The sequence below is a fragment of the Collinsella sp. AF38-3AC genome, from assembly GCF_003474365.1.
GTDB lineage: Bacteria > Actinomycetota > Coriobacteriia > Coriobacteriales > Coriobacteriaceae > Collinsella.
Genome location: NZ_QROM01000001.1, coordinates 139,621 through 159,581 on the forward strand (window position 1 = coordinate 139,621; position 19,961 = coordinate 159,581).

Annotated in this window: 16 protein-coding genes and 1 tRNA gene; 13 read left to right on the forward strand and 4 right to left on the reverse strand. The window is 61.1% G+C overall.

Annotated features, from left to right (window positions below; translation table 11 throughout):
- Nucleotides 1-8 precede the first annotated feature (8 nt).
- From DW029_RS00535 to DW029_RS00545, 3 genes are read left to right on the forward strand one after another with little or no spacing between them, the layout of a single operon-like run.
- Nucleotides 9-896 carry an energy-coupling factor transporter transmembrane component T gene (locus DW029_RS00535; RefSeq protein ID WP_233543751.1) on the forward strand — a complete coding sequence of 296 codons (888 nt, stop codon included), beginning with the start codon at nt 9-11 and terminating at the stop codon, nt 894-896.
- Nucleotides 896-2,350 (forward strand): ABC transporter ATP-binding protein, encoded by a 1,455-nt coding sequence (locus tag DW029_RS00540; protein ID WP_199406601.1) that lies wholly within the window; start codon nt 896-898, stop codon nt 2,348-2,350. Before DW029_RS00535 ends, DW029_RS00540 begins: the two co-directional genes overlap by 1 nt.
- A 4-nt stretch (nt 2,351-2,354) precedes the next feature.
- Nucleotides 2,355-3,068, forward strand: a complete 714-nt coding sequence (locus DW029_RS00545) for a DUF6580 family putative transport protein (RefSeq protein ID WP_117734767.1) — start codon at nt 2,355-2,357, stop codon at nt 3,066-3,068.
- A gap of 533 nt (nt 3,069-3,601) precedes the next feature.
- Here DW029_RS00545 and DW029_RS00550 read toward each other — a convergent pair.
- Nucleotides 3,602-4,420, reverse strand: coding sequence for an exodeoxyribonuclease III (locus DW029_RS00550; protein WP_117734766.1), 819 nt, complete (start codon nt 4,418-4,420; stop codon nt 3,602-3,604).
- A gap of 135 nt (nt 4,421-4,555) precedes the next feature.
- Here DW029_RS00550 and DW029_RS00555 point away from each other — a divergent pair, with 135 nt between their 5' ends.
- From DW029_RS00555 to DW029_RS00570, 4 genes are all read left to right on the forward strand, one after another.
- Nucleotides 4,556-5,308: an NAD-dependent protein deacylase gene (locus tag DW029_RS00555; RefSeq protein ID WP_118345002.1), complete on the forward strand. Its 753-nt coding sequence runs from the start codon at nt 4,556-4,558 to the stop codon at nt 5,306-5,308.
- A 94-nt stretch (nt 5,309-5,402) separates the two neighbouring features.
- The gene (gene folP, locus DW029_RS00560; RefSeq protein WP_117763281.1) at nt 5,403-7,130 is read left to right on the forward strand and encodes a dihydropteroate synthase; all 1,728 of its coding nucleotides are present in this window, start codon (nt 5,403-5,405) and stop codon (nt 7,128-7,130) included.
- Nucleotides 7,131-7,832, forward strand: coding sequence for a hypothetical protein (locus DW029_RS00565; RefSeq protein ID WP_117734763.1), 702 nt, complete (start codon nt 7,131-7,133; stop codon nt 7,830-7,832).
- Nucleotides 7,833-8,084: 252 nt separating this feature from the next.
- Nucleotides 8,085-9,281 carry an ATP-binding protein gene (locus DW029_RS00570; protein WP_118345003.1) on the forward strand — a complete coding sequence of 399 codons (1,197 nt, stop codon included), beginning with the start codon at nt 8,085-8,087 and terminating at the stop codon, nt 9,279-9,281.
- Nucleotides 9,282-9,386: 105 nt separating this feature from the next.
- On the opposite strand, the gene DW029_RS00575 is transcribed toward DW029_RS00570, so the two are convergent.
- Nucleotides 9,387-10,160: a type III pantothenate kinase gene (locus DW029_RS00575; RefSeq protein WP_158572576.1), complete on the reverse strand. Its 774-nt coding sequence runs from the start codon at nt 10,158-10,160 to the stop codon at nt 9,387-9,389.
- 196 nt (nt 10,161-10,356) lie between these two features.
- Between DW029_RS00575 and DW029_RS00580 the strand changes: the two genes are divergently transcribed.
- Nucleotides 10,357-10,433 (forward strand) — tRNA-Met (locus DW029_RS00580).
- A gap of 249 nt (nt 10,434-10,682) precedes the next feature.
- On the opposite strand, the gene DW029_RS00585 is transcribed toward DW029_RS00580, so the two are convergent.
- A complete protein-coding gene (locus DW029_RS00585; RefSeq protein ID WP_158572577.1) occupies nt 10,683-11,579 on the reverse strand; it encodes a LysR family transcriptional regulator in 897 nt (298 codons plus the stop codon).
- Nucleotides 11,580-11,721: 142 nt separating this feature from the next.
- Between DW029_RS00585 and DW029_RS00590 the strand changes: the two genes are divergently transcribed.
- From DW029_RS00590 to DW029_RS00610, 5 genes are all read left to right on the forward strand, one after another.
- A complete protein-coding gene (locus tag DW029_RS00590; protein WP_117743657.1) occupies nt 11,722-12,300 on the forward strand; it encodes a DUF1097 family protein in 579 nt (192 codons plus the stop codon).
- Between the two features lie 255 nt (nt 12,301-12,555).
- Complete coding sequence (locus tag DW029_RS00595; protein ID WP_117763285.1) at nt 12,556-14,061, forward strand: FAD-dependent oxidoreductase; 1,506 nt, start codon at nt 12,556-12,558, stop codon at nt 14,059-14,061.
- A gap of 133 nt (nt 14,062-14,194) precedes the next feature.
- A complete protein-coding gene (locus tag DW029_RS00600; RefSeq protein ID WP_118345006.1) occupies nt 14,195-16,327 on the forward strand; it encodes an FAD-dependent oxidoreductase in 2,133 nt (710 codons plus the stop codon).
- 17 nt (nt 16,328-16,344) lie between these two features.
- Nucleotides 16,345-17,421: an NADH-ubiquinone oxidoreductase-F iron-sulfur binding region domain-containing protein gene (locus DW029_RS00605; RefSeq protein ID WP_118345007.1), complete on the forward strand. Its 1,077-nt coding sequence runs from the start codon at nt 16,345-16,347 to the stop codon at nt 17,419-17,421.
- Nucleotides 17,422-17,613: 192 nt separating this feature from the next.
- Nucleotides 17,614-18,606 carry a flavodoxin family protein gene (locus tag DW029_RS00610; protein WP_118345008.1) on the forward strand — a complete coding sequence of 331 codons (993 nt, stop codon included), beginning with the start codon at nt 17,614-17,616 and terminating at the stop codon, nt 18,604-18,606.
- 22 nt (nt 18,607-18,628) lie between these two features.
- Here the strand turns inward: DW029_RS00610 and DW029_RS00615 are convergent, their stop codons facing one another.
- A complete protein-coding gene (locus DW029_RS00615) occupies nt 18,629-19,942 on the reverse strand; it encodes a CdaR family transcriptional regulator (RefSeq protein ID WP_118098257.1) in 1,314 nt (437 codons plus the stop codon).
- Nucleotides 19,943-19,961: the final 19 nt, after the last annotated feature.

Below are 19,961 nucleotides of genomic sequence, written 5' to 3' on the forward strand. Positions count from 1 at the left end.
GGGTGCCCGTGGACATCACGCGAGAGGAATCGGGCAGTGAGCCCGTCGCGGCATTCTCGATGTCGCACCCGGCGGTGCCGGCGCTCTATATGGTGCTGACGCTGGGGCTTACCATGTTCTCGATGCAACCGGTGTTGATTGCGCTGTCGCTTGCGGGCGGGCTGGCGTACGGGTTTGCGACGCGCGGTGCAGCGCGTACGCTGGGGGCGCTTCGCTGGCAGCTGCCGGTGATTTTGATCATCGCGCTGGTCAATCCGCTGTTTAGCGCCTCGGGCTCGACGGAGCTGTTCCGCATCGGCATGCGCGCAGTGTATTTGGAGAGCATGGTATACGGCCTGTGCATGGGCGGGCTGTTTGTGGCGAGCGTGCTGTGGTTTGGGGCCGCGGCGTCGATGCTTAGCTACGACAAGGTGCTCGCGCTTTTGGGTAACGCCGCGCCGGTGATCGCGCTCATGATCTCGATGTGCATGCGGCTTATCCCGCAGTTTTTGCGCCGCGGCCGCACGGTGCTGGCGGTGCAAGATGCGATTGACGTGCCGGGGCGCGCGCCGGCCGACCCCGTGCGCTCGCGCCTGCGGGCGTCGAGCGTGTTGATGGGCTGGGGCATGGAAGATTCGCTGGAGCGTGCGGACGCGATGCGCTCGCGCGGGTGGGGTGCCGCGACGCGTCGCACGACGTACGCGCGGTATCGGCTGGGGCGCGGCGATGTTGCCGCGCTGGTTGGGCTTGCGGTGTTTTGTGCCGCTGCGGTAGTGGTGGCGTGGGTTGCGACGACGCAGTATTCGTTTTACCCGCAGCTTTCGGTGCCGGCGCCGTGGCCGGGCTATGTTGTATACGCGGCTTGGATGGCACTGCCCTGCGTGCTGCACGCGGTTGACGAAAAGAGGTTTGGCTGATGACTCGGTTGGACGGGAGCATGATGACGGACGCGGCGCGCGGCTCGGATGAGCCGGCGATTGAAGTGCGAGGCCTGCGCTTTGCCTACCCCGGGGCCGAGGCGCCGGTGCTCGAGGGGCTTGACTGGGCTGTTCCCCAAGGCGCGTTTGCGCTGCTCGTTGGTGGTACCGGGTCGGGTAAGTCGACGCTGCTGTCGCTGCTCAAGCCCGAGATCGCTCCGGCGGGCGAGCGCACTGGCGAACTGCTCGTGCTGGGCGAGAACGTTGCCGACATGGACGTTCGGGCGTCCGCGGAGCGCGTGGGCTATGTGTTTCAGGACCCCGAAAACCAGATTGTGTGCGAGACCGTGTGGCACGAGATGGCGTTTGGCCTGGAAAACTTGGGCATGTCGCGCGACGAGATGCGCCGTCGCGTGGCCGAGACCAGCTATTTCTTTGGGTTGGAGGATTGGCTCCACCGCGATACCGACACGCTTTCGGGCGGACGCAAGCAGCTGCTGTCGTTGGCTGCCGTGCTGGCGTTGCGCCCGCGCGTGCTGCTGCTCGATGAGCCCACGTCCCAGCTGGACCCCGTCGCCGAGAAAATTTTTATGCATGCGCTGTTTCGTGTGAATCGCGAGCTGGGCTGCACGGTTGTTGTGGCAACGCACCAGCCGCGGCCGATGCTCGAGTATGCGACGTATGCGTACCGGATTAAGGGCGGTCGCGTACGCGAGGCGGCTGACCTAGCGAGTTTGGGTAGTCGCGAGGGACTTTTGGCTTTGGACTCTTGCCGGCCCGCGCAGGGGGCGGCGACGAGTGCGGCAGCGGCTATCCGCGAGGGCTGGTTTCGCTACGATCGCGCGGGCGGTTGGGTGCTGCGCGGGCTCGACGTGGCGTTTTCGGCCGGCGTGGTGCATGCGGTCGTGGGCGGAAACGGCTGCGGCAAGTCAACGATGCTCTCGGTGCTGGCCAAGACGGCTAAGCTGCAGCGTGGCCGCATGGTGCGTGGGACGGCTTCGGCGGCGCTGCTGCCTCAGAATCCCAAGGCCCTGCTGGTTGCCGAGACGGTTCGCGATGAACTAATGGAATGGGCTTCGACCTGCGGGTACGACGAGGCCGTGGCACAGGAGCGCGCAGCAAGTCTGGGGCTGTCGGGCCTGGATGGGCGCCACCCGTGCGATCTTTCGGGCGGACAGCGTCAACTGCTTGCATTGGCAAAGCTGCTGCTGATTGGCCCCGAGCTGTTGCTGCTTGATGAGCCCACCAAGGGCCTTGATCTGGCAAGTCGCTGCATTATCGCCCGAGCCCTGCGTGAGCATGCGCAGGCCGGCGGCACCGTCATCATGGCCACGCACGACCTGGACTTTGCCGAGCAGGTCGCTGACGAAATCGCCATGATGTTTGACGGCGAGATCGCCTGCGTGGAGCCGCCGACCGACTTCTTTGCCGAAAACGTGTTTTATAGGGCGTGATGGAATGGCGGATTATCGCGTCTCGCGCCTACTTGCAAAAATGGAAATCCCGCTGCTGCTGGCGGTCCCCGCAGTGATGACTGCGGCGTTGCTGGCGGGCGTTGAACAGGCGGCGCTTGCCATGCTTGTCGTGGTGGCGTTGGTGCTCGCGCTGTTCTTTGCGGGCTACGAGGTATCGCGCCCCGGCCTGCGCCAGATTATGCCAACGCTGGTTCTGGCGGCGTTGGCCGCGGCGGGGCGTATCTTGTTTGGCCCCATTCCCGACTTTAAACCCGTGAGCGCCATCGCCATTATCGCGGGGGCGACGCTGGGCCGGCGCAACGGGTTTATGGTCGGCGCGCTGGCGGCGCTGACCAGCAACTTCTTTTTTGGCCAGGGTATGTGGACGCCGTGGCAGATGTATGCCTGGGGACTCGTCGGCTATGTTGGCGGCGCCCTGGCGCATGCGGGTGCGTTCGACCGTGCGGATGGGACCGTGCGCATGCCGGCATTGCTTGCGTACGGTTTTGCATCGGGCCTGCTCTATGGCGTCGTGATCAACGCATACGACATCATCGGTTTTGTGCAGCCGCTCACGTGGGCGGGCGCCGTGGCGCGTCTTGCCACGGCGGTGCCGTTCGACATCACGCACGGACTCGCGACCTGCGTGTTTTTGGCCGCCCTGTACAAGCCCTGGTGTCGCCGCATCAACCGAGTCGTCGTGAAGTACGGGCTGTAGGGCTGGTTGTGTCGGGGCGGGAATCAATACTGTCGAAGTGCCATTTCAAAACTATGCCGGTTTACGGGGCTAGATTGGCACAGGCAGGCCATACCGGCTTTTTTCGAAATAGAGTAAGCCGTTTACCTGCAGTTTTATTATTTCGGAATTGCGTATGGTTGGGGGTTTGCGATTTAGCCCCGTAAACCGGCATAGTTTTGAAATGGCCGGTTGACATGACGGGCATCGTGGCCCTCAGAGAGCCAAATTGATCCGTTTTCTTCCGTCCCCAGACGTCCCAGGGAATCAGCTGAACCCGCCCGCCACGAAAGCTGCCCATCTACTACGCTTAGCCTGATACCCCCGACCATGACCGCGTTTTATGAAAAACCGCAGGCTTTCTACCTGCGGTTTTCTTTTCGCGTTGTTCGCTGTGGTTGAGGGTGGCGGCCTAAACGTAGTAGATGGGCAGGTTTCGTGGCGGGCGGGGTGCGCGAACACGCCCGCAAGACGAAAACGCCCCGCTTTTCTTCGTCTTTGGGAGATCAGTTGGGTTAGAGTTCAAGGGCGAGGGTAACGGGGCAGTGGTCGCTGCCAAAGATGCCACCGCGGATGCCCGTGTCGCGCACGTTGCCGGCGATTGCGTCGCTCACCAGGAAGTAATCAATGCGCCAGCCAGCGTTGTTTTTGCGAGCATTAAAGCGGTAGCTCCACCAGCTGTAGACGCCCTCGACGTCGGGGTTTGCCGCGCGCCAGGTATCGGTAAAGCCGGCATCGAGCAGCTCGGTGAACTTGCCGCGCTCTTCGTCCGAAAAACCCGCGTTGCCGCGGTTGGACTTGGGGTTCTTAAGGTCGATCTCCTCGTGCGCCACGTTAAAGTCGCCGCAGGTCACCACGGGTTTACCGGTCTCGCGCTCAAGTGCGCTCAAAAAGCCGCGGTAGGCATCGTCCCACGCCATGCGCACATCGATGCGGGCGAGCTCGTTTTGGGCGTTGGGCGTATAGACGTCGACAAACCAGAACTTATCGAACTCGAGCGCGCAGACGCGGCCCTCGGTTGCGGCCTGCGCCACGAGCTCTGCCGCCTCGCCCTCGCCGGCGTAGGGCAGCAGGGCATCGGCGCGCAGCACGCGCAGCGGTTCCTGGCGGCTAAAGACCGCGGTGCCCGAATAGCCTTTGCGCTCGGCGTAGCTCCAGGTTTGGTGATAGCCGGGCAGGTCGATATCGACCTGGCCCTCTTGCAGCTTGGTCTCTTGCAGCGCCAAGATGTCGACATCGAGCTCCTGCGCGATCTGGATAAAGCTCGGGTCCTTTTTGAGCACGGCGCGCAGGCCGTTGACGTTCCACGAGGCGAAAGTGTAAGTCTGAGGCATGGTGTCCTTTCGACGGGGTTGGCAGGCTTAAGATTAGCGCAACAAGGGCGGAGCGGGCACCACGCGTGACAACCCAAGGGCCGCGTGCTGGGATATTGCCCGACGCTGCCCGACCAACCAGGACGGAGGACTCGTATGACGCAGGCAATATCGGACCCCAAGCAGGCCTCCGCGGCGCTGGCGGAGCTGTTCGATACCCACGAGCGCGTGGTGTTCTTTGGCGGCGCGGGCGTTTCCACGGCGAGCGGCATTCCCGATTTCCGCAGCGTGGACGGCCTGTATCATCAGCAGTTTGCCTACCCGCCCGAGACTATGCTCTCGCATAGCTTTTACGAGACGCATCCGGCCGAGTTCTTTGACTTCTACCGCACCAAGATGATCGCGCTTGGCGCCAAGCCCAATCGCTGCCACACCAAACTGGCCGAGCTGGAGCGGACCGGCAAGCTTAGCGCCGTGGTGACGCAAAATATCGACGGCCTGCATCAGATGGCCGGCTCGCAGCGCGTGTTCGAGCTGCACGGCTCGGTCCACCGCAACATTTGCCAGGCGTGCGGCGCAGTCTATAGCGCCGAGTGGATCTGTGCGCGCGATCACGAGGATGCCGCGGGCGTGCCCGCGTGTCCTGTGTGCGGCGGCCGCATCAAGCCCGATGTGGTGCTCTACGAGGAGCCGCTCGACGAGCATGTGCTTACCGGTGCCGTTGCCGCCATCGCCGCGGCCGATGCCCTTATTGTGGGCGGGACTTCGCTCGTGGTGTATCCGGCGGCGGGCCTTACGCGCTACTTTACCGGCGATACGCTGGCCATTTGCAATCTTGCTCCCACCGATCAGGATGCAAATGCCGACCTGCTGATTTCTTGCGACATCGCGGCCGCGTTTGCGTTCTAGCCCGCGCACGCGGATACAATAGAAAGACTGATTGCAAAACGACCCCGCCGCCAGCGCCCAAGCGCGGCGGCGTGGGCATTTTAGGAGGATGTTCATGGCGAACGATAGCAAGACATGGCGGTGCGGAAAGTACGAGCTCAGCTTTGACCGTCCGCGCATCATGGGCGTCCTCAACGTGACGCCCGATTCGTTTAGCGACGGCGGCGAGCACTTCGATGCGGATGCCGCTATCGAGTACGGCCTGGCGATGCTCGACGCCGGCGCCGACATCATCGACGTAGGCGGCGAGTCCACGCGCCCCGGCTTTACCCCGGTCAATCCCGACGAGGAGGCTCGTCGCGTGCTGCCCGTGGTGCGCGCGCTGGCAAAAGAGGGCGCCATCGTCTCGATCGACACACGCCACGTGGCGGTTGCCAAGGCGGCCGTGCGCTGCGGTGCCTCGATCGTCAACGACGTGACGGGCTTCACCGACCCCAAGATGGTCGAGTTTGTCGCGACAAGCACCTGCGGCGTCATCGTGATGCACGCCGGCGAGGTCGCGGCACCTACCCGCACACATGCAACGGTGCAGCTCGATACCTCGGCCGCGGCGTTTGTTGCCGAGAAGGCGCGCGAGGCGGCTGCCGAGGCCGCGCGAGAGGCCGAGAAGCCGGCTCGCCGTCGTCGCGGCAAGCTGCTGGGCGAGCCCAAGACGGAGGCCAAGCTTCCGGGCGGCGTGGTGCAGCCTTCGCTGCCGTTTGGCGACCCGGAGCCCGCGCCCGAGCCTGCGGACGAGCAGAAGCAGGCGGCACCGGCGGCCGAGCGGGTCGCCCCTGCCGCCGAGCCTGCCGCGACCCCCGAGCCCGCGCCGGAGCCCAATGACCACCTGGCAGCCATGATGCGCCGCAGCGCCCGCCGCGAGGAGGCCTACGTGCCCACCTCTCAGCTCCGCCGCTTCACCCTGCCCGATTCGGCGCCCATCATGCGCCGCGTCATGGGTTTCCTGTCCGACCAGGCCCGCACGCTCATCCATGCCGGCGTGTCGCGCGATCGCATCTGCATCGACCCCGGCCCGGGTTTTGGCAAGACGGCCAACGAGGATATCGTCATCCAGCGCGAGACCGCCAAGATGGCATCGCTGGGCTATCCGCTCATGTGCGCCGTGTCGCGCAAGCGTTTTGTGGGCGCCGTCTCGGGCGTGACCGAGGCGGCCGCGCGCGATGCCGCCACGTTTGGTGTGTGCCTGGGCGCCATCCAGGCCGGTGCCAACATCGTGCGCGTGCACGACGTCACCGGCTTCGCGCAGTTCCTGAACGGTTACTGGGCCGTCGCCAAGCCGCAGCCGCGCCGCGCGTTTGTGGCCGTGGGTTCCAACCTGGGGCATCGCTGCGACAACATCCGCGCCGCGCGCGACATGATCGCCGAGATCCCGCTCACCTGCGTGTCCAACTGCTCGCGCATCTACGAGAGCGAGCCGGCCTACGAGACGCGCCAGGACGCGTTTGCCAACGCCGTCATTGAGATCAAGACCGAGCTGGCGCCGCTGGTACTGCTTGACGAGCTGCAGAAGATCGAGCTCGAGCTGGGCCGCGACCGCTCCAAGAAGGCCAAGGTCAACGGCCCGCGCACCATCGACTTGGACCTGCTGTGGATGGATGGTGAGACGCACGGCGGCAAGAAGCTGCGCCTGCCGCATCCGCTGATCGGCGAGCGCGACTTTGTGCTGGTGCCGCTCGAGGACCTGATGCACGACCCGGCGCGGTTCTTCCGCTTCAACGGCGTCGAGGTCAAGGAGCCCGAGGACCGCGTGGGTCATATCGTGGGCGAATTGGGGCGTATGTAGATGATTGAGATGAATGCTGTAGCCGCCGGCACCGAGCTTGATGCCGCGCGCGACGCGGGCCGCGAGGGTGCGTCTGCGGGTTGGTGCGCTTGGAGTGCGGGTGAGGCGTCGTTGACGTTTTCGCTGGTCGTGCGCCCGGACGTGAATATGCATGCCTTCCACGGCCTGCCGTTTGTGGCGGCGATGGGCATGATGGACGCGCTTGTGGGCACGGCTTCGACGCCGGGTCTGGGCCTTGCCGGCAAGGTGGGCATTGAGTGGCCGAGCAACATCGTGTGCGGCGCGCCCGCGTTCGAGACGCCGTTCGCACGCGTTGCCGTGAACGGTGGTGCCGGTGCCGCGGGCATGTTCGGTGCCGTGACGGTGGATATTGAGCGCACGGCGCTGAGCGGGCTTGGCGTGGATATGGCCGACGAGGCGCTGGTCGAGGCGCTGTCCGCCGCCGTGCTGACCCGCGTGGGCGCTTGGGCAGTTGTTGCCAACACGCCGCAGGGCGCTGCCGGCCCGTTGGCTCCGGTGCTGGGCGAGTACTTCGACATGGTGCCGCTGCTGGGTCGTCAGGTTGCGGCGGTGTCGCCCAACGGTTTGCCGCTTGCGGTCGGTGTGTTTGCGGGCCTGGATATCTGGGGCCGTGCGACCATCAAGACCGATGCCGGCGAGCAGGAGTTTCCGCCCGAGGCCGTGCGCATTCGCGGTCTGTAGCGCGGGGCGTTCGCGTCCAAAGACAACAATGACAACGAAGCCCTCTTCGGCCTGTGCCGGGGAGGGTTCCGCCTATCTGGGGAATGGGTTGCCAGCGCCCTATTCCTCAAAACTGAAAAATTTTCGTTTTTGAGGAATAGAATTAAGGCAGCTCGGTCTTTCGCGAGGTATATTCGCTATAGAGCCTATTCCTCAAAACTGAAAATTTTTCAGTTTTGAGGAATAGCGATAAAAGACCGCGAGGAGGCCCCGATGAAACTCATCAATAGAACGTCATATATGGACACGTTGACGAGTCTTATTGGCGTGCCGGACATCAAGGTCATCACGGGCATCCGTCGTGGCGGTAAATCAAAATTGCTCGAGGCCCTCCGCGATTACGTGAAGGCACATCTGTCCAATTCGAATGTCATCCATATCAACTACAACCTCGATGAGTTCGAGAACCTACTCGAGTATCACGCGCTGCTCGCCTATGTAAAAGAGCATCGAGTGTCCGGCAAACAAAACTTTCTGCTTATCGATGAAGTTCAGATGTGCGACGGTTTTGAGCGTGCGATCAATAGCCTTCACGCATCCGAGCAGTACGACATATTCATTACCGGATCGAATGCCTTTTTGCTGTCGAGCGATCTGTCGACGCTCTTTACGGGGCGTACGTTCGAGATCGAGGTTTTCCCATTCTCGTTTGAGGAGTATCGTCTCTATGGCGACGAGGGCGAGGTCGACCGCGACTTCGATGAGTACGCGAGAACCGGCGGTATGTCCGGCTCTTACCCTTATCCACTGCAGGAGCAGCGCTATCAATATCTCTCCAACGTCTTCAAGACGCTCATTGTGAGAGATATCGTGCAGCGGCATAACGTGAGAAACGAATCGGCGCTGCTGCGCATTGCCGATTACATGATGGACAACGTTTCCAACATTACGTCGGCACGCAACATTACTGATGCATTAAATGCGGGTGAGCTAAAGATTACGAACAAGACGGTCGGCACGTACATGGGGTACCTGTGCGATGCGTTTGCCTTCTATAAAGTTTGTCGGTACGACATTCGCGGCAAAAAATACCTTAAGAGCGGCGAGAAGTATTACCTGGCAGACCACGCGTTCAAATACGCACTGCTTGGTACACGTGATATGGATTGGGGACGCGTATACGAGAACATGGTGGCAATCGAGCTGCTGCGTCGCGGATACGAGGTATACGTCGGCGTGCTCTATAAAAAGGAAATAGACTTTGTAGCAATCAAGCGGAGCGAGAAACTCTACATTCAGGTGAGCGACGACATCAGCTCGGATAAGACATTTGAACGCGAGATTTCGCCACTGCTGAGCATTGGCGATGCGTATCCCAAGATGATTCTCGCCCGCACGCATCACGAGGCCACGGATCGCGACGGAGTGCAGATCGTGGACCTGGCGAGGTGGTTGTGCGGCGAGGCGTAGCAGAAAGCCTATTCCTCAAAACTGAAAAAATTTCGTTTTTGAGGAATAAGACCGATGCATTGCTTAGTCCGCCGCTCGCGCCCGTGCTCGACTTAAGCCCCTGCCTTACCCCAGCTCCTGCATGCGACGATAGATTTCGCAGATACCCTTAATGGTAAGTTGTCCGTCGACCACGTCGAAGGCATCGGTCGAACCGGCGACGATGCCGGCGAGGCCACCCGTGGCGATAACGGTGACATCCTTGCGGCCCAGCTCGCGCTTCATGCGCGCGACCAGGCCCTCGGCCATGGCGGCGGCGCCCACCACGGCGCCGACCTTGATGCACTCCTCGGTATCGCGGCCGATGGCGTACTCGGGCGCCTCGAGCGGAACGCTGGCGAGCTTGGCAGCTCGGGCGGCGAGCGCGTCCATCGAAATGCGGATGCCCGGCGCGATCGCTCCGCCAATGTAATAGCCGTCCTCGTCGATGACATCGATATTGGTTGCGGTGCCAAAGTCCACCACGATCGCCGGGGCGCCGTAGAAAGTCTCGGCAGCGACGGCGTTGGCGATGCGGTCGGCACCAACGGCTTGGGGGCGCGCCGCCCGCAGTTTGGTCACCGCAGCCGTCTGCGGCCCGATGACGATGGCGTCCGCGGCAATGCGGTCGGCCACGGCGTGCCACTCGCGCGAGAGCTGCGGCACCACGCCGGCAAAGGCGATTGCGTCGACCGCATCGAGCGAAAGGTCGTACATCTTAAAGAAACCCATCAGGCGCACGTGGATCTCGTCGGCGGTATAGGAGCGGTCGGTGGGCATGCGCCACGACTGCACCAGCTCGTCTCCGTCAAACAGGCCCATGGCCGTTTGCGTGTTTCCCATATCGATAGCGAGCAGCATGTCTACTCCCGGTGTCGGCATAAAAGGACGCGCACCATTGTATACGTGCCGTCGACGGCGCTCGGCTGCGATTCGTTTACGGTGATAGGGGCTGAGGGGTTTAAATATGAAGGAACTATGCTCTACGAGATTTTCCTTGCCGTTTACCGAACTCCCGCGTAATATTCTTTTTTGCGCACATGAGGCGCCCAGACATTGCGGGGTGGAGCAGTCTGGTAGCTCGCCGGGCTCATAACCCGGAGGTCGTAGGTTCAAATCCTGCCCCCGCGACCAAGAACTTGCAGCTCGTCGGCCTAGCCGGCGAGCTTTTTTGTTATTCCGGGACCGTGTTTTCGGTCCAATTCTCGGCCTCTCAAACAACATCTCGATCTGTAACACCTAGACCCCATTTGGACGGCTAGATGTTACAGATCGAGATGTTGAGTCCCCGCCCGGACGGTTTGTCTAAATCTGTAACATCTTGGGCCCATTTTGCCGAGTAACTGTTACAGATCGAGACGCTGACCTCCCGCCTGGGCGGTTCTAGTCGTTGGTAATCAGGAACTCATCTAGGAAGACATCGAGCAGGTCGTTCTTGCGCTGTGGTAGCCAGGCGGCGGCAATTGTCATTTCGGCCGATTTGCCTTCTATGGGAATCGCAACGACTTTGCCGTTGGTGGGAAAGGTCTGCGTTAGATACCCTGGCAGCAGCGCGTAGCCCAGGCCCGTGGCGACGCACAGCACGCTTGTCTCGACGTCCTCGGACACATAGGCAATCTTGGGGCGCTCTTCTATTTTGGCAAGCGTGGCCGCAATCGCCTCCGATTCGCCGTATCCGCTGGCTCCGCGCGTGGCATCGACAATCGGATACCCCTTAAGGTCTTCGATGCGAATCGATTGCCGATGGGCGAGCGGGTGATCGAGCGGTACCACGGCGTGCAGCGGATAGGACCTCAAGACCTGCCATTGCATATCGGACATGCGGTATTCGTTGTAGAGCAGGTTGATACACACGTCGATATCTTCTCGGCGCAGGGCGTCGTAGAGCTCCGAGACGTTGTCGCGCATAAAGCTCAGTCGCACGTTGGGGTAGCATTGGTGAAACCCAAACAGCATGTCGGCAAGATCGGTCCGCTCGTATCCCTTTATGTAGCCAACCTTGAGCTCGCCTTCGGGCATGTCGTCTGCCGTCCGCGCGCGTCTTACGGCCTCGGCAGTTCGCCCGACAATTGCACGGGCGTCATCGAGGAACAGGGCTCCCGCCATCGTAAGCTCAACGTGATGGTTATCGCGCTCGAACAGCTGCTTTCCCACGATGCGCTCGAGCGCCGCTATCTGGTTTGAAACCGTTGCCTGCGAAACAAAGAACTCCCTGGCGACCTTCGAAAAAGAGCGTGCCTCTGCCACGGCTATAAAGTACTCCAGCTGTTTGATGCGCATGGTTCTCCGTACATTAGATTTCCTTATCACGTAATGCATAGATTAGCGCAAACGCCCAGCGATTTCCCTTTTATGATTTAGGAGCGGTTATTTGCGTGCGTATCGACAACACCGCAAATTTCTTTTGAAGAGAGGGATCTCGATGAAGGGCCGTAAAACCATCAAGCTTGTTCAGGCCGCCACTGGTGCCGTTGTGCTCACACTCCTTATGCAGCTGATGGGGGTGTTTGGGTATGGGCAGTACACCTGGATGTGCTTTTTGCCGTTGCTGATGTTTTTTGCCTTTGGGGCCGATTTTAAGAAGATCCCCGAGATGCTGGTGAGCTATGCCGTCGGTGAGGTTTGGTGTGTGATCAATTCGCTGGTCATGGGCGTATTCGTCTCGGCCTTTGGCGCCGACAACATGGTTATGAGCAATATCGTTCCGACCATCCTCGTTATCTTTTGTATCCTGACGACTCACGAGAACCTGCTCGAAGGCAAGATCTGCTCCAATGTGCCCTGCGTCTTTATGGGTCTTGCCACGTCGTTCTTCACGTTTATGCTGCAGCAGCCGATCAACTTTGGCCACCTCTTTGCGTTCTGGGCCTTTGGAATCGCGCTCGCGGTTTGCCTGGTCATGTCGGGAACGCTCGTGTGCTCGGCGATCTTTGGAAAAGAGCGCACTATTCAGGCGCTTACGCCGCTCGCTGTTCTCGAGGCGCAGCAGAATCATAAATAAGAAAACTCGATTATCAGGGGGCGGGTGCCATAAGGCACACCGCCCCCTTTGTGCGTATGGCGCCAAGACCATGCGCTCGAAAACGTTGCCCAAGCGCATGGTTCATCTGCACAAAGCCCGTGGATGCTATGGGCAAACATCGGTGCGCCTGCACATGGTTTTGAGGCTGTTTTCGAGCGAAAGTATGGCTGTCGATACGCATGCAATTCGCATGAAGCCCGGGCTCGTCCAAGAGCCCTATAAAGGAGGATTCGCATGAAACAGTTAGAGACCGACGTCGTTGTCGTCGCCGCGGGTCTGAGTGGTCTTGCCGCAGCGGTCGCTGCAGCCGAGGCGGGCGCTCGCGTCATTGCCCTGGAGAAGGCCCCCATTACCGGTGGCGCCGCCAACATGGGCATGGGGCCTGCCGCAGCTGGCTCTCCGCTTCAGAAGGCCTCGATGATCGAGGTCACGCCTGGCGAGCTCTTCCGTCGCCATATGTTCTACACCCATTACCAGGTCGATGCTCGCCTGGTGCGCGACTACTACTTTAAGTCGGGCGACACCATTGCATGGCTGCAGGACATGGGCGTGGAGTTTAACTCTGTGCGTCCGGCATTCCGCGCTCGCGAGCGCACGCGCGCCTATTCCGACGGCGAGTACACCTGGCATGTCGTGCAGCCCGAGGACGGCTCCGAGCCCGGTCCTCGCGCGGCCACCACGATGACCAAACGCATGACCGAGCGCGCTCAGGACCTGGGTGTCGAGTTTATGTTTGAGTGCCCGGGCACCGGCCTTATCAAGGATGAGGATGGCGCCATTTGCGGCGTGACCGCCAAGGACAAGGACGGCGAGGAGTACCAGATCTCGTGCAAGTCCGCGATTGTCGCCACGGGCGGTTTTGGCCACAACGCCAAGCTCATCAAGGAAAAGCTCGACTTTGAGTGGGGTACCGACCTGTTCTCGTTTGCCATTCCGGGCATGGACGGCGACGGCATCAACATGTGCCACGAGGTCGGCGGCGGCCACACCCCGGTGACCATGGAGCTCATGTATCAGATCCCCGACAACATGAACCACTTCTATGTCGAGGGCGCATTCCGTCAGCCGTGCTACTGGTGCAACCGCCTGGGCGAGCGCTTTATGCCGGAGGACGAGATTTTCAACACCACCTTTGTCGGCAACGCCATCAACCATCTTCCCGGCAAGGTCGCCTATGCCATCTTTGATTCCCGTATGCTCAAGCACTGGAAGAAGGATGGTCCGGATATCGTCAGCCACGTTCATCCGCACGACCTGTACGACGGCTTTGAGGAGCAGTGGAACCGCGACCTGGAGGCTGGCTATCCGGCGATCTGCCAGGCCGATACGCTGGAGGAGCTTGCCGAGAAGGCGGGTATCGACGTGGAGGGCCTGCTCGCCAACGTCGACGAGTACAACGAGATGTGCGACAACGGCTGGGACGACATCTTTGAGAAAGAGCGCGAGTTTATGAAGCCGCTCGAGAAGGGCCCCTTCTACTGCTGCAAGCAGTACTGTGGCGCCTACGGCACCCTGGGCGGCGTGCTCATCAACCACAAGATGGAGGTCATGACCGACGACTACGAGGTCATCCCTGGTCTGTACTGCGTTGGCACCGATGCCTGCACCATCTATGGCGACTCCTATAACTACTGCATTCCTGGTAACACCATGGGCTTCTGCCTTAACTCGGGTCGCATCGCCGGTGAAAACGCCGCCGCAGCCCTCTTTGAGGACGCTGGCGACGAGGAGTGGTCGTAACACCGTAGCTATTCGCGTCTGCAGACACCCACGCGTTGGGTGCAGGCGGGGATTTGCCCTACACGCGAGGCGCTCGGGATCACTTTGGTCCCGGGCGCCTTTCTGGACAAAAGCGACGTTTTGAGGGGAACGAATGAAGCTAACGATTAATGGAGCCGAGGTCGAGGCGCGCGAGGGGCAGAATGTCCTGGAGGCCGCGCTCGATGCTGGCATCTACATTCCGCATCTGTGCAAACATCCCGATCTTGAGGCCGTTGGCGGGTGTCGTCTGTGCATGGTCGAAATCGAAGGCCAAGACGAGCCGGTGTGTGCCTGCAAGACGTCGGTTGCCGAGGGAATGGTCGTAAACACGACGGGTGAGCAGGCCGAGCGCGTGCGCAAGCTGGCGATGGAACTGATCCTGGCCACGCATCCCGCCGATTGCACCGGCTGCCCCAAGTACGGCAAGTGCGAGCTGCAGTCTATGTATCAGTACATGGGAGTTTCGCCGGCGCGCTGGCGCACCAAGAGCCGTCCGGTCGCCACGGACGAATCGAACCCGCTGATCACCCATATGTTCACCCGCTGCATCCGGTGCGGTCGCTGCGTACGTGCCTGCCGTGAGCTGCGCGGCGCCGGCGTTTTGGACTATCAGCGTACCGAGGACGGCATTCGCATTGGTACGGACGGCAGCGTGAGCCTGCAAGAGGCCGGATGCCGTTTTTGCGGCGCCTGTATCGAAGTGTGTCCCACGGGCTCGATCGTCGACACGCTCAATATGTTCGATGAGAACAAGTCGTATGCCGACAACGTGGTCCCCTGTCGCTCGGGCTGTCCCGCCCATGTGGATATCCCGCGCTACCTGCGGCATATTCGCAACGGTGAGTACACCCGCGCTGCCGCGGTGGTGCGCGAGAAGGTCCCGTTCCCCGAGAGCCTGGGCGACATTTGCGTTCATAGCTGCCAGGACGCCTGCAAGCGCAACGAGCTCAACGGCACGCCGGTTTCGGTCTGCCGACTTAAGCGCGCCGCGGCCGTGCGCGATACGGGCGACTGGAAGGCCAACGTGCGCCATGAGCCGTTGAGCGGTAAGCGCGTCGCCGTTGTGGGTGCCGGTCCCGCCGGCTTGACCGCCGCGCTCTATTGCGCCGAGAAGGGCCACAAGGTCGTGGTGTTCGAGGCCAACGAGAAGGTCGGCGGCCAGATGCGCTATGGCATTCCGGCGTATCGCCTGCCCGATGCCACGGTTGACGCCGAGGTCGCGACGATTTTGGAGATTGCCCAGGGTGATGACGCCGAGCCGCGCATTGAGCTGCGCTGTGGCGAGCGCATCGCCGAGCCCAAAGCCCTTCTTGACCAGGGCTTCGATGCCGTGCTGGTTGCGGTGGGTACCCACGACGGAACGGTACTCCCCATGCCCGGTCACGACTTCGAAGGCGTGCTGCGCAACACCGATTTTTTGAAGGCTGCCCGCACGGGCGATGCCCCGGACCTGACGGGCAAGCGCGTTGTGGTGCTTGGCGGCGGCAACGTGGCGTACGACTGCGCCCGCACCGCCGTGCGTCTGGGTGCCGCCTCGGTCGATGTCGCCTGCCTTGAGGCCCAAGACGCGATGACCTCGACGCCCGAGGAGCGTGCCGAGGCTGCCGAGGAAGGCGTGGTCCTGCACGATGCCTATGCCTTTACCAGCATTAACGAGACCGAGGACGGTTCGGCCAAGGTCGGTTCCATGACAATCCACAAGATCGAGCGGTTCTACTTTGACGAGAACCACCGCGCCGTCACCGAACTGCTCGACGGCGGCGAGAAGACCATCGATGCCGACTGCGTGATCTTTGCCGTGGGCCAAAAGCCCGAGGGCACGGCTCAGATGGGCCTTGAGCTTACGCACGGTCCGTACATCGTGGCCGATGCCGAGGGCAAGACGAGCGTTGAAGGCGTTTGGTCAGCGGGCGACTGCGTGACGGGTACCAAATCGGTGATCGCGGCAATCGCTGCGGGACGCACGTGTGCCTCGGCCATCGACCGCGCTTTGGGTGGCGATGGCGACATCGACGAGGAACTGACCGAGCATGATGCTCCCGAGCAGTGGATCGGGCATGCCCCCGAGGGCTTCTACGACGATGCCGTGCAGCCTCAATTTGTCGATGCCCAGACGCGTAAGGACAACTTCGATACGTTTGAGTGCCCCTATACCGACCATGAGGCTACGTGCGAGGCGAGCCGCTGCTTGCAATGCGATTTGCGCCTAACGATCAGCACGCCGCGCCTGTGGAACGAGTACTAGGAAAGGAGCGATAACCCATGACGATCATCAACTTTATGCCTGTGCATCGACAGGCGCCCGTGGCGCTCTGGCTCCTTAAGAAGGACGTGGCGGCCGCTGCGGAAAAAATTGCAGAGGCTGGCGCCCAGGCGGTTTTGATGCCGGCGGGCGACGAGGTCTCTGCCACGCTCGCGGATGCGTTGGGCGAGTCCTGCCGCGTGATTGAGTGCGACCCGAGCCGGGGCTTTGTCTATGCCAACGGTTCGGCCGCGGCCAAGATGCTCGACGGCGAAAAGCCTCTCCCATCTTGCTGCGAGGGCGATGGCGCCGACCGATGCCTGAACGGATCGGAGTTACTTGCTGCCGAAGGAAAGCGCTGGGTGTGGTTTGACGGGGCCGATGAGCCCGTTGAGGTCGACCGCGTCGTGAGTGCGGAATCCCTGGTTGCCGCGGCGGGCGCCGATGACGCCAAAGCGGTGGGGATTGGCTATCCCAGCGGTCTGCTGCTGAGGCCCGACGACACCTCAAAGATTGAGCTATGCAGCGACTACGTGCGCGTCTATACCTCCAAAAACTGCATGGCAAAGGCGCTTTTGGACATTTGCACGCTGTACCGTCACGAGAGCTGCGGACGCTGTGTCTTTGGCTACGAGGGCTCTCATCAGATTGCGACGATTCTTGCCGATATCTGCCGCAAGAAGGGTAAGCCGACCGACTTGGCGCTTCTTCGCGACCTTTGCCCCGTGATGCAGGCGCAGTGTCTGTGCGAGCAAGGTCGCGTGCTGGCGCGCACGGTGCAATCGTTCCTCGACCTGTTCGAGGGCGAGATTATGCAGCACACCACCAAGAAGGTCTGTGCCGCAGGGGAATGCCAGGCATTCTTGACCTTCCATATCTTGGCTTCCAAATGCCAGGCCTGCAACAAGTGCGTCGATTCGGACGTTTGCGAGGAGGACGCGATTCTGGGAAGGCCGCGGTTCATCCATGTGATTGACCAAAAGGCCTGCATCCAGTGCGGCGCTTGTCTGGATATCTGCGACAATGGCGCGATCGTTACTGCCGGTGCCGTGAAGCCCAAGTGCCCGCCCAAACCCATTCCCTTTAAGCGCAAATAGCGCGATCCCCCTCTCGTTTTGCCCCTTGTAGGCATGCGGGAGGGGCCTTTGTTTATCTGCACGAGGTATTCCGCAAATACCGAGCGGGCCTTGGTTGCCTGGACGGTGAACGCGTTTTGCGTCTGCCGTACGCTTTTTGCGAAGTACACACGGGCAGAATCCGTGTCCAAAATGCTCTGGAGAGGAGCGACCATGTCGTTTAAAGTGATGGCGATTTGTGCCGGCAGGCACGGTGGCAACGGCGAGGCTTTGGCCAAAGAGGTCCTTTGCGCGGTGCGCGAGGCGGGCGGCGAGGTCGAGCTGATCAATTTGTTCGACTACAACATCTTGCCCTGCACCGGTTGCGAGGGCTGCACCATGCAGATGGGAAAGATGGGCGCCGGCCTGCAAAAGGAATACCACGGCTGCGTCCTTAAAAACAAAGACGATGTAGATGCGATTATTCGCGAGTTGCAAACCTGCCAGGGCGTGATCTTCTCGGTTCCGACCTACGACCTTACGCCCAGCTCGGTGTACACCCGCTTTGCCCAGCGCTTCTTGGCATACGAGCTTTCGTTCTTGCTTGCCATCGGTGCCGTAAAGGAGAATCCGCATACCGTTGCCGGCCTTATTTCCGTTGGCGGCTCCATGCACGATTGGCAGTCCCTGGCGCTCGAGAGCCTGCAGGCGACTATGTTTACCATGTCGATGACTGTCGTCGATCGCTATATGGCGCAACGTGATGGTCGCCCGGGCAATACCTTTGTGTGGGGAGACGACGTGGAGTGGGGCGGACAGATTGCCCGCGCCCACAAAATGGGCGAGAACATCGTCAAGGCCATTCGCACACCGGTTGACGAGCGCTGCTGGCTGGGCGATCCGGATGACGGCGTGTGCCCCAACTGCCACAGCTCCCTGGTGTACCCCGGCGACAAGCATTGGGATGGAGTTGAGTTTCCGTGGGAGTGCGCGGTCTGCGGTGCTGGTGGCGACATCGTGACCGACGAGCGCACCGGTCGCCCCAAACTCAAGATTGCCGAGAACGGCCTGATCCGCGACCGCAACGACGACCACGCGCGCGCCGAGCACCTCAACGAGATCAACAAGACCCGCGACGAGTTCTTCGCCCACATGGACGAAGTAAAGCCGCTTATGGAGAAGTACGCCAAGATGACGTTCCCCACGCTGGAGATTAAGCGCGATTAGTTTTGTTTGAGCCCCGCCCGGCCTACTTGCGGCAGTGCAGGTCGGCGCTGGTGCGGGGCTTAATCCTCGGCTCAAGAAAGCCAAGGTAGATCAGGGCGCGAATCGAGAGATGGAACAAAAAGAGGTCTTCTCCCGATGCCAAGTCGTTACCGGTGATTTCCTTGATGCGGTTAATGCGATAGAGCAGCGTGTTTTTGTGAAGCGACAAGATCGCGGCGGTGCGCGCCGTGTTGCAGCCGTGTTGCATAAAGGCAAAGAGCGTCTCGACCAGCTCGGAATCGTGCGACTGGTCGTGTTTCCAAAGTGCCCAGATTGCCGGATGGCAGTAGTTCATAAGGTTGATGTGGTCGTTGCAGATATCGAGCATTTCCATGTAGGTGTATTCGCAATAGCGATACACATGGGTGTCTTCGAGGATTTTGGTAAAGGTCGAGCCGTAGCGAATGGCGGCGCGTGCCTGATTGAGGTGCGAACGCACATCGGTTGCCTGGGAAAACTCGTTGCTGATACCAATGAACAAATTGTTCGTGGCAGCAACGCGGGCAAGGATCGCCTCGTCGTTGGCGGGTAGCTGCGTGGAGGGCGGACGGCTTACCAGCGCCACGAGTTCGCCCTCGTACATGGTGATAAGGCTATGGTGCAGCAACGGCTGCAATTGTCCTCGGACGCTCTCCGCCTCGCGCGCCTCGAGCTGGGAATCTTTTTTGAGCAGGCATACAACGTAGAGGGCGGGAAGCGGCGTAAAACCGACGAGCTGCATTTTGCGTGTGCAGGTAATGGGGTTGGGGATTTCGTCGTCCAGGAGGCGCGAGAGAAAATATGGCCCCTGTTGCGGGCCGCCCATCGAAAGAAAGCCGCCTTTCTGCAGCTCTTGTGCGAGCAGACGGACGAAGAACTCAAAGACCTCGCGATCGCTATCGCCAAAGGCGTGATTGCGCTCGATCATCATCACCCGGCCCAGGCACGTGCCGTGCACCTTGATCGCGTCGGTCATGGTGTTGAGGCAAAACATGTCGTTATAACGCGTAAGCGGGCCTGTCGAGCGGGCGATCTTCTCGTCTAAGCCGCATTCGATGATGTAGCGCACGGCTTCGTCTTGCAGCATGTCACCTTCGGAGAGCTCGGCGCGGGTGATGGCTGCAAAGGGGGAGTCGTCGTCATCGTCGAGCTCAAAGCCGCCGCGGGCGGCATAGCGGTACACGGGATCGACGACGAGCACCGGGTTGTCCATAGCGGCAGAGGCTGTTTGCGTGAGGCTCTTGAGCCCCGCGTCGCTCAAGAGCGCCTCGAGCAGCGCTTGCTTTGCGGTAGACGTATCGGTGGTACTCGGTTGCATGGGTGTCCCTTCTGCCGCG

Excerpts from the sequence above, each read along its gene's own strand:
- DW029_RS00600 (WP_118345006.1), top strand. The coding sequence starts at position 14,195 with ATGAAGCTAACGATTAATGGAGCCGAGGTCGAGGCGCGCGAGGGGCAG.
- DW029_RS00570 (WP_118345003.1), top strand. The coding sequence starts at position 8,085 with ATGAAACTCATCAATAGAACGTCATATATGGACACGTTGACGAGTCTT.
- DW029_RS00615 (WP_118098257.1), bottom strand. The coding sequence starts at position 19,942 with ATGCAACCGAGTACCACCGATACGTCTACCGCAAAGCAAGCGCTGCTC.
- DW029_RS00605 (WP_118345007.1), top strand. The coding sequence starts at position 16,345 with ATGACGATCATCAACTTTATGCCTGTGCATCGACAGGCGCCCGTGGCG.
- DW029_RS00610 (WP_118345008.1), top strand. The coding sequence starts at position 17,614 with ATGTCGTTTAAAGTGATGGCGATTTGTGCCGGCAGGCACGGTGGCAAC.
- DW029_RS00595 (WP_117763285.1), top strand. The coding sequence starts at position 12,556 with ATGAAACAGTTAGAGACCGACGTCGTTGTCGTCGCCGCGGGTCTGAGT.
- DW029_RS00565 (WP_117734763.1), top strand. The coding sequence starts at position 7,131 with ATGATTGAGATGAATGCTGTAGCCGCCGGCACCGAGCTTGATGCCGCG.
- DW029_RS00550 (WP_117734766.1), bottom strand. The coding sequence starts at position 4,420 with ATGCCTCAGACTTACACTTTCGCCTCGTGGAACGTCAACGGCCTGCGC.
- DW029_RS00575 (WP_158572576.1), bottom strand. The coding sequence starts at position 10,160 with ATGCTGCTCGCTATCGATATGGGAAACACGCAAACGGCCATGGGCCTG.
- DW029_RS00585 (WP_158572577.1), bottom strand. The coding sequence starts at position 11,579 with ATGCGCATCAAACAGCTGGAGTACTTTATAGCCGTGGCAGAGGCACGC.
- DW029_RS00555 (WP_118345002.1), top strand. The coding sequence starts at position 4,556 with ATGACGCAGGCAATATCGGACCCCAAGCAGGCCTCCGCGGCGCTGGCG.
- folP (WP_117763281.1), top strand. The coding sequence starts at position 5,403 with ATGGCGAACGATAGCAAGACATGGCGGTGCGGAAAGTACGAGCTCAGC.
- DW029_RS00590 (WP_117743657.1), top strand. The coding sequence starts at position 11,722 with ATGAAGGGCCGTAAAACCATCAAGCTTGTTCAGGCCGCCACTGGTGCC.
- DW029_RS00545 (WP_117734767.1), top strand. The coding sequence starts at position 2,355 with ATGGCGGATTATCGCGTCTCGCGCCTACTTGCAAAAATGGAAATCCCG.
- DW029_RS00540 (WP_199406601.1), top strand. The coding sequence starts at position 896 with ATGACTCGGTTGGACGGGAGCATGATGACGGACGCGGCGCGCGGCTCG.